Genomic DNA, 12717 nt, shown 5'->3' with positions numbered 1-12717 from the left:
GTATTACGTCCCCTGCGTGAAGAAGGTTCTCCCTCCGAGGGTCGAGGCGTCACAGACTCGAAAGGACGAAACCGACCGGGGCCGTGACGAGGGTATGGAGACAGGGAGCCGTCCGACGGCGGCGTTCGACGGCGGACTCGATCTGACGACGACGCTGGAAAGCGGGCAGTCGTACCTCTGGCGGCGCGACGACGGCCGGATGTACGACGGCGAGACGGACGGCTCGCCGTGGTATCACACGGTGCTCCCGGCGGAGACGACGGAGACGAACGAACCGGAGGTGCTCCGGGTCAGACAGACCGAGGGCCGACTCGAGTGGGTCTCTTCGACGCCGAACGCCTACGACCGGCTCGTCCACCTGCTCAGGCTCGAGGACGACCTCGATGCGATCGTTGAGGCGACGCCGGAGGACCCCCTGCTCGATCGCGCGTACGACGCCCACCGGGGGATGCGGCTCGTTCGGGATCCGCCCTTCGGCAGTCTCGTCTCGTTCATCTGCTCGGCGCAGATGCGGGTCGCCCGCATCCACGGCATGCAGTGCGCGCTCGCGGAGCGCTACGGCGAGACCGTCCGGTTCGACGGCCGTGGGTACGACGCCTTCCCGACGCCGGAACGGCTCGCCGCGGCGACCGAATCGGAGCTCCGAGACCTCTCGTTGGGCTATCGGGCCCCCTACGTCCGACGGACCGCGGAGATGGTGGCCGACGGCGAGGCGCACCCGAAGGAGGCCCTCGGGTTGGCGTACGAGGCGGCCCGCGAGTCGTTGACCCGGTTCGTCGGCGTCGGCGAGAAGGTTGCCGACTGCGTGTTGCTCTTTTCGCTGGGCTACCTCGAGGCCGTCCCGCTGGACACGTGGATCCGGACCGCCATCGAGGAGCACTACCCGGACTGCGAGCGCGGGAACTACGCCGAGACGTCGCGGGCGATCAGGGCGCGCTTCGGCGGGGAGTACGCCGGGTACGCACAGACCTACGTGTTCTATCACCTCCGAACCGACGGCGACGCCTGAAACGGACCGAGATGGACGAGGCGGTACAGGGCGGCACAGCACGACACGACACGCACCGCGGCACGCGGTGTCGGGGCGGACGACCGCGTCCGTGGCAGTTTTATCGATCGGCTTCCGACGTGTGAGCGTGAGCGACAAGGTCCGCGCACGCGTGTTCGTCTCCGGACACGTCCAGGGCGTGTACTACCGGGCGAGCACCCGGGAGGCCGCCGCCGAAAACGGCGTCGACGGCTGGGTGAAAAACCTCGACGACGGGCGCGTCGAGGCGGTCTTCGAAGGCGACCGGCCCGCCGTCGAGGCGATGATCGAGTGGTGTCGGACCGGGAGCCCGAGGGCGCGCGTCGACGGCGTCGACGTCGAGTACGGGGACCCGACCGGCGTCGACGGATTCGAGGTTCGCCGCTGACGGCGGAAAGGTTAGTGCCGAGCGGTCCGGAGCGGCGGTATGATCTCCAGCGACGAGATGGCCGTCGTCGACGCGAACGCCGCGGCGCTCGGCGTTCCGAGAAAACAACTGATGGAGTCCTCGGGCAGCGCCGTCGCCCGCGCGGTCCGGCGTCTCGCCGAGCCGGGCGGGTCGGTGGCGCTCGTCTGCGGCCGCGGGAACAACGGCGGCGACGCCTTCGTCGCGGCCCGGTTTCTCCCGTCGCACGACGTGACGGTCCGGCTTCTGGGCCGGCCCGCGGCGATCTCGACGGCGATCGCCCGGGAGAACTTCGACGCCCTCGAGGCGACGGACGCGACGGTTCGGACCGTTCGGGACTCGACCGCGTTCGATCTCGGAACGCCCGACGTCGTCGTCGACGCGATGCTCGGGACCGGGGCGACCGGGGCGTTGCGGGAGCCGGAGGCGAGCGCCGCCGCGGCGATCAACGACGCCGAGGCGACGGTCGTCTCCGTCGACGTACCCTCGGGGGTCGACGCCGACACGGGCGACACCGAGGGCGTCGCCGTCGAGGCGGACCACGTCGTCACCTTCCACGACGGAAAGCCTGGGCTTTCGGCCGTCGACGCCGAGGTGACGGTCGCCGAGATCGGGATTCCGGCGGCGGCCGAGCGGACCGTCGAACGCGGCGATCTCCTCCGGCTCTCGCGGGTCCCAGGGGCACACAAGGGCGATTTCGGCAGAGTCCTCGTCGTCGGCGGCGGCCCGTACGCCGGCGCGCCGGCGCTTGCCGCCCAGGCGTCGCTTCGGGCCGGCGCGGACCTGAGCAGCGTCGTCGCTCCGGTGTCGGTCGCAGGCGAGATCCAGGGGTACAGCGAGAACCTCATCGTCACGCCGCTGGAAGGCGAGCGGCTCGGTCCCGATCACGTCCCGGAGGTCCTCTCGCGGGCCGAACGGGCAGACTGCGTCGTCGTCGGTCCGGGGCTCGGCGACGCCTCGGAGACGCGGGCGGCCGTCCGTTCGTTCCTCGGGGAGTTCGACGGGACCGCGGTCGTTGACGCCGACGCGCTGGGGGCGGTCCCAGAGACCGAGACGGACGCCACGCTCATTTGTACGCCACACGCCGGGGAGCTGGCGGCGATGGGCTGTGCGATCGACGACGCGTCGGAGCGGGCGGCGCGCATCGAGTCCTTCGCGGCCGATCTCGGCGCGACGCTTCTCGTCACCGGCGCCGAGGACGTCGTCTCCGACGGCGAGCGGACCCGGTACAACCGGAGTGGAAACGCCGGGATGACCGTCGGCGGGACGGGCGACGTGCTCGCCGGCGTGACAGGGGCGATGGCGTGCGTGCTCGAGGCGCACCCGGCGGCGTCGCTCGGCGCGTACGCGACCGGCCGCGCCGGCGACCTCGCGGCGGCGACGAACGGGGACGGGCTGACGGCGACAGACCTTCTCGGGACCGTCCCGTCGGCGCTGTGGCCCGAGGGGCGGTAGGCCCGATGGATTCTTCGCCCGGGCGACGAACGAACGGGTATGGGCGACGATCCGGACCTCACGCACGTCACGGACGACGGTAACGCACAGATGGTCGACGTCTCCGGGAAGCCGGACAGCGCGCGGCGGGCGGTCGCGCGGGGGCGGATCGACCTCCGGGCGTCGACGCTCAGGGCGATCGAGGCCGACACCGTCGAGAAAGGCGATGTCCTCGCCGTGGCCCGCGTCGGCGCGATCGACGCGGTCAAACACACCTGGGAAGCCGTTCCGATGTGTCACCAGATCCCCATCACGAACGTCGACACGGAGTTCGTGGTCGACGACGACGGGGTTGAGCTCACCGTCGCGGTCGAGACGACCGGCAAGACGGGGTGTGAGATGGAGGCCTTACAGGGCGTCACCACGGGGCTGAACGTGGTGTGGGACATGGTGAAGGCGGCCGAAAAGAGCGAGGACGGCGAGTACCCGACGACGGAGATCCGAGGGGTCGAGGTCCTCTCCAAACAGAAGCGTCGGCCGTGAGCCGAGGGTCGCGCCGGGAGACGAACGGCGGTCGCATCACTCGGCCGGCGCGGCGGACAGCTCGCGGGCCTTCGCTCTGGCCTGTTCGACGATCGCCGGGCGGGCCTCGAAGTCGATCGTGACCTCGTTGCCGTAGTCGACGTCGCCGACGTGGGCGTGGTCGTGGACCCACGAGACGAGGCTCATGGTGTCGTCGGTCATCGGGACGACGAGCCGCTCGCGCCGCCACTCGGGGAGTTCGTCGTCGATCCGATCCCGGAGGGCGTCGACGTTCTCGCCGGTCGCCGCGCTCACGACGACGGGCGTCGGGGCGAGCGCCGACAGGGCCTCGCGTTTGGTCCGCAGTTCCGCCTCGTCGACCAGATCGGCCTTGTTCAGCACCGTCACGATCGGCGCCTCGTTCCGCTCGTAGAGGGTGTCGTGACACGTCACGAGCTTCTCGCGTATCTCCTCGATCGGGTCGGAGACGTCGACGACGAGCAAGACGAGATCGGCGCGGTACACCTCCGAGAGCGTCGATCTGAACGACTCGACGAGCCAGTGGGGGAGATCCGAGATGAAGCCGACGGTGTCGGTCACAAGCACGTCCCGCCGGTCGAACGTCGCCCGTCGGGTGGTCGTTCCGAGCGTCGTGAACAGCCGGTCTTCGGACTCGGCGGTCGCGTCGAGGTCCGGGTGGAGCCCCTCGTTCTCGTCGATGTCCAGATCGGTCGCGAGCCGCCGCAACAGCGTCGATTTCCCGGCGTTGGTGTACCCGGCGAGCGCCACGAGATCGAACCCGGACTGGCGGCGCTGCTCGCGGCGGTCGGCCTCGGTCTGTTCGATCCGTTCCAGTTCGTCGCCGATCCGGCTGATCCGCGCCTTGATGTCCCGTTCGCGCGACTCGTCGTACTCGCCGAGGCCCATGAACCCGGGTCGCTCGTCGCGCTTGGCGAGTGAGGCTTTGGCCTCGGCGCGCGGGAGTTCGTATCTGAGCTCGGCGAGTTCGACCTGGAGCTGCGCCTTTTTCGTCTGTGCGCGCTGGCCGAAGATGTCGAGGATGAGCTTGAACCGGTCGACGACCTCGACGCCCTCGGGGAGTTTGGTGCCGAGGTTGTACGTCTGGTAGGGGCCGAGGCGGTTGTCGAAGACGACCGTCGTCGCGCCCTCGGCGGCGACGAGCGCGGCGAGTTCGGAGACCTTCCCCTCGCCGAGACAGAGCGCCGGGTCCTCGGTGCGGGTCTGTGTCACCTCGCCGGCGATCGTATAGCCCGCGGCGCGGGCGAGATCCCGTATCTCCTCGGTGTCGGGGTCGCCGTCGTCGGCGCGCTTTGCGATGACCGCTCGGCCGTTGGTTCCTGTCACTTCCCTAACGGTAGGGCGTCACAGTATTTCAATTACGGGGACTCCCCTGAACGGGTCGCGTTCCGGGGGCGCGGGCGGTCAGCGCGTCCCGATCTCGTCTTCGTCCTTGATGATCCGGGTCTCGGCCTCGCCGCTGGTCTGCTCGTTGACGAGGTCATAAAAATCGTTCTGGAGGCCGGCCGGAAACCGCAACACTCCGACCCACGAGCCGTCCGATTGCCACTCCTCGCGTTCGAGATCGCCGAACTGTCGGATCTGCGCCTGGGCGCTGCCGGCGTACTCGGCCGGGATCTGCGCCGCCATCACGACCTCGTCGAACCGGATCGGGATCACAGGCCGGAGGGCGTCGAGCGCGTCGTCGACCTGCGCCCCGACCGGCTCCATCGGGTCGACAGTAAAGCCCGCCTCCTCCAGGGCGCGTTCGATCCGCTCGGGCGGGTGGGGGGCGTCGTCCATCTGTGGGTTGACCGCGTTTCTGGCGATCTCCGTGACGAGTTGGTTGTGCTTTTGTTCCTGCATCTCCCGGCGCTGTTGGGCGGTGATCTGGATCTCGCCGCGCCGGATCACCTCCGGGATGATCGAGAGCGGGTCGGTCGTCTCGAAGACCTCCTCCAAGGCGTTTTCCGGCGGTCGGTCCCCGGAGGACGCGTCCTCGAAGACGTCCTCGGCGGCGATGACGTCCTCGAGGTCGCCGTCGAACTCCCCGCGTTTGATCGCTAACGCGGCGTCGGGGTCGACGAGCACCTCGAAGCGCTGGCCGTGGGATTCGAGTCTGGCCGTCACCGCCTCGTCGAGGGATATCATGCGTGTCGGTACGCGACCCGATCGATAAAAAGTGTTGCACGTACCGCCGCGGTCCGGGGCGCGGAAAGCGGAGAACCCGGAGGGTCCGGAGGCCCCGAAGAGCCGGGAGGACTACTCCTCGTCGTCCTCGTCGTCTTCGTCAGCCTCGTCGGCGAGCACGCCCGCCGCTTCGAGCCGGGACTCGATCTCGTCGTCGGAGAGCTGTCCGAAGCCGTCGTCGCCGACGGAGACGGTCGCCAGACCGATGCCTTCCGGCGTCAGTCCGCCGTCGTTCACGGAGGCGAGCGCCTCCAAGGCGAGGTCGACGCCCTCGTCGAGCGAGAGGTCGTCGCTGTAGTTCGCTTCGAGGTAGTCCTCGATGTCGCCGCGGTCCGCGCCGACGGCGAGCGCCTGCCACTCGTAGGGCGTCCCGGAGGGGTCGGTCTCGTAGAGGCGCGGTTCGCCGTCCTCGATCCCGCCGATGATCAGGGCGACGCCGAACGGTCGCGCGCCGCCGACCTGCGTGTACTGCTGGATGTGGTCGGTGACGGCCTTCGTCAGCGTCTCGACGCCGATCGGTTCGCCGTACCGGAGTTGATTGACCTGTGCTTGTCGGCGCGCGAAGTCGATGAGTTGGCGGGCGTCGGCGACGTGGCCGGCGCTGGCGATGCCGATGTGGTCGTCGGCCTTGTGGATCTTCTCGACGCTCGTCCGCTCCATCAGCGGCGAGCGGATGCGTTTGTCCACGGCCAGCACGACCCCGTCGTCGGTTCGGATACCGATCGACGCCGTGCCTCGTTTGACCGCCTCGCGCGCGTACTCGACTTGGTACAGGCGTCCGTCCGGGGAGAAGATGGTGATCCCGCGGTCGTACGCCTGCTGCTGCGATTGTCCCTGCATTGTTAGTTGTCGCGAATATCGAGTGCTGTCGCGCCAACGCGGCCCTCGGGGAGGTCGAGATCAACCCGATCGCCTCGGACCGACGCCGTCCGCTCCGCGGCCGCGAACGCGACGTTTCTCTCCTCAAATGCTTCCGGCGGGCGTCGTATATACTTTTCTTCACAGGCCCGGACCGTTCCGCTGGTTCCCCGGACCGAAAGCCCGACCGGCTCGCCGTCGATCTCGTCGATCGTCGCCAGAACGGCTCTGAGCCGCTCGACCTCGCCCCGACGGGCTCGGACGACGGCGTCTCCCGCGGCGTCTGCGAACCGGAACCGCAGCAGGCTCGCGTCGATGTCGGCGCTGCCGACGTCGCCGACGAGGTTCTGTGCGGCGAACCAAAGCGCCCGCTGGAACGCCCGACGGTCGACGTCGGCGCCGGGCCACGATTCGATGCCGACGGCGACGTATCGCCACCGGGGCCGCAGATGCTTCGGGAGGTGTTTCACGCGTTCGTGCTGGGGGCGCTGGCCTCATAGCTTCGGCGGCGGCGGCCGGGGTGGCCGCCTTCTATTCCTCGTCGCGGCGCTCGATCCTGACGCCGGGCTCGACGAAGGAGTCCTCGCGGCGTCTGCGGTTCCGGTCGGACAGCGCGCCCCAGGCGGCGAGCCCCGATTCGATCGCCCCCCTATCGAAGCCGATCGCCTCGCCGAGCGCGAGCAGTTCCCGCGGCGCCTCGAGGTGGAGATGCGAGGCCGCGTCGGCGGAGACGACGTACGGCGCGTCGTACTGCTCGACCAGCTCCCGCAGTTTTTTCAGCGCCCCGATCGCTTGGACCCGCTCGCCGCCCTCGGCCCGGAGCACGCGGGCGAAGTTGAACTCGAGGTGGACGCCGTTTTCGGCCGCCGACTTCGCCAACACGTGGTTGACGTCGCCGTCGGCCATCGGGTGGGCGAGGACGTCGACGGCCGGCTGCTCGACCGCGAACCGGTTTAACGATCCGCCGTGAACGCAGACGATCGTCCGCTTCGAGCGGTAGTTGCCGACGAGACCGCCGGCCTGTCCGGGGTCGTCGGTGCGTATCTCGATCCCCGGCACGACGTCGATGCCGTAGCGATCCCCGATCCGCTCGGGGTCGTACTCGGCTTGGGCGTCGCCGTGGTTCCGAACGACCACCCCCTCGTACCCGTACGCCGCGGCGGTTTTGGCGAACCGGGCCACCGTCGCGCGGCCGTCGGGGTAGGCGTGGACGCCCTCGTACATACCGATCGCTCCGCCCGGATCGGTCTTTTGTGTTGCGTTGTGCCGCGGGGCGCTCGGAGCGCCTACCGGCGCGCCGCCTCGGCGGTCGCATGGAGGATCCGGCCGCGGCCCGCGAGTGCGCCGAGACAGAACCCGACGAAGTGCGCGACGAGCGCTACCCCGGGCGCCGCCGTTGCGGCCGTCAGCGACGCCGCCAAAACGACGAGGACGGCGAGTCGCCCGCGGCGTCCGAGCGGGAGCCACGAGACGAACCGCTCTGAGGCGCGGTTACCGATGAGGACGTACCCGAAGAGGGCGAACACGGCGCCGCTCGCCCCGAGGACGGCCGTCCGGCCGAACGGCGCGGTCGCGACGACCTGTGCGATCCCGGCGAGCCCGCCGGTACAGAGAACGAACGCGTGAAAGCGGATCGGGGTACTCACGCGGGCGACGAGCGGGCCCACCACCGCGAGCGCAACGGCGTTCGCGAGGAGGTGTCCGAGCCCGGCGTGGGTGTAGACGCTCGTCGCGATCGTCCAGGGTCGGTGGCCGAGCGGCGCGGCGAGGGCGAACGCCCCGGGATCGATCCCGAACGCGCCCCCGAGCGTCCGGGCGAGGAACACGAGGGCGAACGCGGCGAGCGTCGTGCGCGTGGGACCGCCCATGGTCGTCTCTCGGACCCGAGGCGTATCAGTATTCGAGGTCGTCGGTGTAGCGATCCAGAAGCAACACGGCCGCGATGCCGAGGGCGGCGGGGACACCGGCGAGCGCGGCCGACCGGGGCGAGGCGTCCGGGAGGGCGTTTCGGACCTCGTTGATCGGGAGCCGCAGCGCGCCGATCATGAGGCTGAGAAGGAAGACGAGCGTGCGCTGGCGGTACCGGGCGAGGGCGGCCCGGACGGCGTAGGCGACCGAGAACAGCCCGACGAGGGCGCCCGAACAGAAGACGAAAAGCGGAACGAGCGCGTCGACGAGCGGGCCGGGGGTTCCGGCGGCGGCGCGTATCACCCCGTCGACGACCGCCCGGGGGATCCCGCTGACGTACTCGTACTGTCCCAAGACGAGAAGCAGGAAGGCCCCGGAGACACCGGGAAGCACCATCGCGGAGACGGCGATCGCCCCGGCGAGAAACAACAGCGGAGCCGTCGTCGCCCGCGTCCCTGCCAGCGACGGGTCGGTCAGGACGAACGCCAGAACGAACCCCGACAGGCCGGCGAGGACCCGCTGTGGCGTCCGGACCGAGACGTACCGGAACAGCACGACCGCCGAGGCGGCGATGAGCCCGAAAAAAAAGGCGTACGTCGGCGCGGGGTACCGCGTGACCGCGAGGTTCATCGCCGTTGCGATCGTCGCGGCGGCGGAGAGCACGCCGGCGCCCAACACGAGGAGGAAGGGGAGATCGGCCTCCAGAAGCGCCCTCGTCGCCTCCGTCCGGCCCTCGGGCGTGTGGACGGCGCCGAGAGACCGGATCGTTTCGGGGCCAAGCGCGGTCAGAGCCGTGATCAGGCGCTCGTAGACGCCCAAGAGGAACGCGATCGTGCCCCCAGAGACGCCCGGAACCGTGTCGGCGGCCCCCATGCAGGCGCCCTTGAGATACACCGCCAGCCACGCGCGGAGCGCACTCGCTCGGCTCATGCGTTCCATCGGGGGGCCTCGGAGGGTTCCGGGCGCGAGACGTCGCGCGCGAGGCGGTCGTCGGGGGCGAGGAAAGCGGCTCCGAGGGGGGCCGAACTGGGGCCGGAACCGAAGCCGGAAGCAGGATCAAAGCCGAAATCGAAAGCAGAACCGAAGCCGGACGCGGGACCGAAACCGGGGACGCGGCGGTCGCCGCCGTGCGGTGAACACATCGTCGGAACACACTGCGAACGCGGTCATAAGGCTTTTCCATGGATCGCACCCGGAGCGGCGGTCGCCGCGGCGTCGGCGGGCGGTCTCACCAGCCGGGCGGTTCGAGTCCGGCCTCCGCGAGGAGGTCCTTCCACCGCGTTTGGACCGTCAGCCGGGAGACGCCGGCCGCGTCGGCGACGGCCGACTGGGAGCGCTCCTCGCCGGCGATGAGCGCGCCAGCGTACAGACTCGCCGCCGCCGTGGCCCGCTTCGATCGGTCCGCGTCGGCGTCGGCGACCGTCGAGAGAAACAGGTCGATCGCGCGGGACTTCGCGTCGCCGCCGAGGTCGAGACGCTCGGCCGCGTCGTCGATGGCCGCCGTCCACTCGTCGTGTTCGACCTGATCGCGGGCGCGGTACATCCGTATCGTGCGTCCGGGAGCCTCGCATATAAACGGTCGCCACGACGATCGGCTCTCGGTTCCAGCGGAGGCCCCGCGAACGGGCCGACGGGATCTCAGGAGTAGAACACGACCGGACGGCGGTCGTCCCCGGAGTCCGAGTCGGAATCGGAATCCGAGTCGGACGCCGACCGCTCCGGGTCGAAGGACCCGGGCGTCCGCTCGCCGAGGAGCGCATCGAGCGTGTCGATCGCCGCGGCGCGCAACAGCGGCCGGTTGTCGTTGCCGCAGTTCTCGTCGAAGGTGCAGGCCGGACAGCCGTTCGGCCGCCCGCACTCACAATCGCGGAGCTGATCGCGGGCCCGTTCGGCGAGGGCCTCGAAGGAGTCGTAGATCGCCCGCGCGAAGCCGAGCCCGCCCTCGACGCCGTCGTACACGAACCAGCCGGACGACGGCGTCGTGTCGAGTTCCCGCCCGCGGCGCCTGAGGGCGTGTTCGGCGGCCGCAAGCGAGTCGTCGGTCGTCTCCGAGAGCGGCTCCAGTTCGCGGTGGGCGTAGTGGGTGTCCAACGCGAGCGTCGCGAGCCCGCCGAGATCGCCCTTGTCGACGCGCAACTCGAGCGGCGCGGTCTGGATCGTCGCGTGCTCGGCGGCGTGGAGTCCGGCGACGTACCCGAGGTGCGGCGGCTGTGGGTCGTCGGGGTCGACGCCCGTTTCGACGCCGTACTCGCGGTACTTCCGGACCAGCGCCGATTCGATCCCCTCGGGGACCTCGACCCAACAGAGCTGGGTGTCCATCGATATCGGCGGCGTCCCCGTCGGGATCGCGGCCTCCTCGGGGTCGCTGTCGTCGATCGACACCCGATCGTACGCGTGGTGATGGACGAGGACGGTCCCGCGTCCGAAGTGGAGTTCGAACCCGTTTATCGTTCGGTGTCGCTCGGACTCGGCGTCCATGACGGTCACGTCCGAGCGGGTCCGGGTGTAGTAGTCGACGTCGACGGGCGCGAGTTCGATCGTCGGTCGGCGGCGCGTTTCGTCCACGGAGACGACCTCGAACTGCTGGCCGTCGTGGAGCCGGACGGCCCCCTCGTGGTAGTCCCGGTAGGCGCGGTTGCGCCCGACGGGCTCGAGGTCGACGTCCTCCGGGAGGCCCCACCGGGCGCGGTCGACGCCGTCGGACAACTCGAGCCGGAACTCCGTCTCGTCGGTCCCGTAGACGCTGATGCGGCTCTGTGGCCGCCGCGGGCCGACGTAGTGGACCGCCGACTCGGGGTGGCCCTCGAGTCGACCGGCCCGCCGCCACATCTCGATCGCGCGTTCGAGCCGGTCGGCGTCGGCGAACGCATCGAGGTCGTCGGTCCCGATCGCGATCTCGTCGGCCGCACAGAGCAGGTGTCGGGCGAAGACCGCGTCGTTGGAGACGTCGACGACCGCGTCCTCGACGGACGTCTCGAGGAGGTACTCGGGGTTCGAGACGACGTACTGATCGAGGGTCCGGTGGTCGGCGATCATGACCGCGAGGCTGCGCTCGGTGCCACGGCCGGCCCGGCCGATCCGCTGTCGGAACGACTGCCGCTGACCGGGGTAGCCCATGAGCACGGCCGCCTCGAGCGAGCCGATGTCGATCCCGAGTTCCAGCGCCGACGTCGTCGCCAGACCTGTCACGTCGCCCGTCTTGAACGCCTGCTCGCGGGCGTGACGCGTCCGTTTGCCCAGTCCGGCGTGGTACGGTTCGAGCGGGGGCGTTCCGGCGTCGTAGGCGTGCGGTTCGCTCCGGACGTGTTCGGCGGCCCGGCGGACGCTCAGTTCGGTCAGCTTGCGGCTCGGACAGAACAGAAGCGTCTCGACGTCGCGGGCGGTGAGGTGGCCGAACACCCGCGGCGCCTCGACGCTGGCCGGGACGCGGTCGGTTACGCCCTCCTCTGAGTCGGAGGCGGATTCGGGGTCGGTCGTCGGCTCGTCCGGCACCGACTCGTCGGTCGGGCCCTCCGTCGGCGGCGGGTTCCAGAGGACGACGTCGCGGGGGCCTCGCGGGGAGCCGTCGTCGTCGACGACGGTCACGGGCTCGCCGAGCAACTCGGCGGAGTGAGCCGCCGGGTTCCCGATCGTCGCCGAGGTGAGGACGTACTCCGGGTCCCCGCCCCAGTACTCGATGACGCGGCGGAGCCGGCGGAGGATCCACGCGACGTGCATCCCCTGGACGCCCGTGTAGGTGTGGGACTCGTCGATCGCGATCAGATCGACGGCGCTGTAAAACCGGCTCCAGCGGTCGTGGTGTTCGAGGTACACGTGCAGCGCCTGGAAGTTCGTCAGAACGACGTCGGCACTCTCGCGTATCTCGCGGCGCGACGCCCGGGGCGTGTCGCCGTCGTACACCCGGACCCGGACGTCGAGACCGAGCGCGTCGTACAGCGCCTCGAGGGCCTCGTGTTGGTCCTTCGTCAGCGCTTTCATCGGGTACACACAGAGCGCCGTCGACCCCGCCGAGGGATCGCCCGTTCGGCTCCCGTCGGGGGCGATGACCCCGGACTCGAGGAGGTGTCGGGCGATCCGGAGGGCGTACACGTGGGTCTTGCCGCTTGCGGTCGACGTCGAGACGCAGACGTTCTTGCCCTCGGAGAGCGCCGAAAGCGCCGCGGCCTGGTGGGTGTACAGCTCGTGTGGGTACGGCTCCGCGAGCGCCGGCGGCAACGTGCCGTCGGCCGGGACGGTAGCGGCCTCCCGGGGTGGGACCGTGACCGTCGAGACGCGCCCGGAGTCGGTCGTCAGTCCGCGTCTCGGAAACCGTTCGACGAGCGTGCGACCGTCCGGTGGGCGTGTGTCATCCATG

13 protein-coding genes are annotated in these 12717 nt (G+C 70.1%); 4 read left to right on the top strand and 9 right to left on the bottom strand.

Annotated features, from left to right (window positions below):
- Positions 1-94: 94 nt before the first annotated feature.
- The 4 genes from Q0916_RS07230 to moaC all read left to right on the top strand — a co-directional run bounded on the left by Q0916_RS07230 (position 95) and on the right by moaC (position 3410).
- Entirely contained in the window at positions 95-1009 is a 915-nt protein-coding gene (locus tag Q0916_RS07230; protein WP_299236161.1) for a DNA-3-methyladenine glycosylase family protein, read from the top strand.
- Between the two features lie 127 nt (positions 1010-1136).
- A complete protein-coding gene (locus tag Q0916_RS07225) occupies positions 1137-1415 on the top strand; it encodes an acylphosphatase (RefSeq protein WP_299236159.1) in 279 nt (92 codons plus the stop codon).
- Between the two features lie 39 nt (positions 1416-1454).
- A complete protein-coding gene (locus Q0916_RS07220) occupies positions 1455-2888 on the top strand; it encodes an NAD(P)H-hydrate dehydratase (protein ID WP_299236157.1) in 1434 nt (477 codons plus the stop codon).
- A gap of 39 nt (positions 2889-2927) precedes the next feature.
- Entirely contained in the window at positions 2928-3410 is a 483-nt protein-coding gene (gene moaC / locus Q0916_RS07215; RefSeq protein WP_299236155.1) for a cyclic pyranopterin monophosphate synthase MoaC, read from the top strand.
- A 36-nt stretch (positions 3411-3446) separates the two neighbouring features.
- On the opposite strand, the gene hflX is transcribed toward moaC, so the two are convergent.
- The 9 genes from hflX to Q0916_RS07170 form a co-directional block, all read right to left on the bottom strand.
- Entirely contained in the window at positions 3447-4754 is a 1308-nt protein-coding gene (hflX, locus tag Q0916_RS07210; RefSeq protein ID WP_299236153.1) for a GTPase HflX, read from the bottom strand.
- Positions 4755-4832: 78 nt separating this feature from the next.
- Complete coding sequence (locus Q0916_RS07205) at positions 4833-5558, bottom strand: ribosome assembly factor SBDS (protein WP_299236151.1); 726 nt, start codon at positions 5556-5558, stop codon at positions 4833-4835.
- 111 nt (positions 5559-5669) lie between these two features.
- Complete coding sequence (psmA, locus tag Q0916_RS07200) at positions 5670-6437, bottom strand: archaeal proteasome endopeptidase complex subunit alpha (RefSeq protein ID WP_299236149.1); 768 nt, start codon at positions 6435-6437, stop codon at positions 5670-5672.
- A gap of 2 nt (positions 6438-6439) precedes the next feature.
- A complete protein-coding gene (locus Q0916_RS07195; RefSeq protein ID WP_299236147.1) occupies positions 6440-6925 on the bottom strand; it encodes an Rpp14/Pop5 family protein in 486 nt (161 codons plus the stop codon).
- 61 nt (positions 6926-6986) lie between these two features.
- Complete coding sequence (locus tag Q0916_RS07190; RefSeq protein WP_299236145.1) at positions 6987-7679, bottom strand: RNase P subunit p30 family protein; 693 nt, start codon at positions 7677-7679, stop codon at positions 6987-6989.
- A 62-nt stretch (positions 7680-7741) separates the two neighbouring features.
- A complete protein-coding gene (locus Q0916_RS07185) occupies positions 7742-8323 on the bottom strand; it encodes a rhomboid family intramembrane serine protease (protein ID WP_299236143.1) in 582 nt (193 codons plus the stop codon).
- Positions 8324-8348: 25 nt separating this feature from the next.
- The gene (locus Q0916_RS07180; protein ID WP_299236141.1) at positions 8349-9302 is read right to left on the bottom strand and encodes a DUF368 domain-containing protein; all 954 of its coding nucleotides are present in this window, start codon (positions 9300-9302) and stop codon (positions 8349-8351) included.
- Positions 9303-9591: 289 nt separating this feature from the next.
- Positions 9592-9906, bottom strand: a complete 315-nt coding sequence (locus tag Q0916_RS07175) for a transcription initiation factor IIB family protein (RefSeq protein WP_299236139.1) — start codon at positions 9904-9906, stop codon at positions 9592-9594.
- Positions 9907-10001: 95 nt separating this feature from the next.
- On the bottom strand, positions 10002-12716 hold the full coding sequence (locus Q0916_RS07170) for a DEAD/DEAH box helicase (protein ID WP_299236137.1): 2715 nt from the start codon (positions 12714-12716) through the stop codon (positions 10002-10004).
- Position 12717: the final 1 nt, after the last annotated feature.

This window comes from Natronomonas sp., from assembly GCF_028274965.1.
Lineage (GTDB): Archaea > Halobacteriota > Halobacteria > Halobacteriales > Haloarculaceae > Natronomonas.
The sequence above is the reverse complement of the archived record's forward strand: the minus strand, read 5'-3'. Positions and strand labels throughout refer to the sequence as shown.

Coding starts and splice junctions, on each gene's coding strand:
- Q0916_RS07230 (WP_299236161.1), top strand. CDS start 95: ATGGAGACAGGGAGCCGTCCGACGGCGGCGTTCGACGGCGGACTCGAT.
- Q0916_RS07220 (WP_299236157.1), top strand. CDS start 1,455: ATGATCTCCAGCGACGAGATGGCCGTCGTCGACGCGAACGCCGCGGCG.
- moaC (WP_299236155.1), top strand. CDS start 2,928: ATGGGCGACGATCCGGACCTCACGCACGTCACGGACGACGGTAACGCA.
- Q0916_RS07205 (WP_299236151.1), bottom strand. CDS start 5,558: ATGATATCCCTCGACGAGGCGGTGACGGCCAGACTCGAATCCCACGGC.
- psmA (WP_299236149.1), bottom strand. CDS start 6,437: ATGCAGGGACAATCGCAGCAGCAGGCGTACGACCGCGGGATCACCATC.
- Q0916_RS07190 (WP_299236145.1), bottom strand. CDS start 7,679: ATGTACGAGGGCGTCCACGCCTACCCCGACGGCCGCGCGACGGTGGCC.
- Q0916_RS07185 (WP_299236143.1), bottom strand. CDS start 8,323: ATGGGCGGTCCCACGCGCACGACGCTCGCCGCGTTCGCCCTCGTGTTC.
- Q0916_RS07180 (WP_299236141.1), bottom strand. CDS start 9,302: ATGGAACGCATGAGCCGAGCGAGTGCGCTCCGCGCGTGGCTGGCGGTG.
- Q0916_RS07175 (WP_299236139.1), bottom strand. CDS start 9,906: ATGTACCGCGCCCGCGATCAGGTCGAACACGACGAGTGGACGGCGGCC.
- Q0916_RS07170 (WP_299236137.1), bottom strand. CDS start 12,716: ATGGATGACACACGCCCACCGGACGGTCGCACGCTCGTCGAACGGTTT.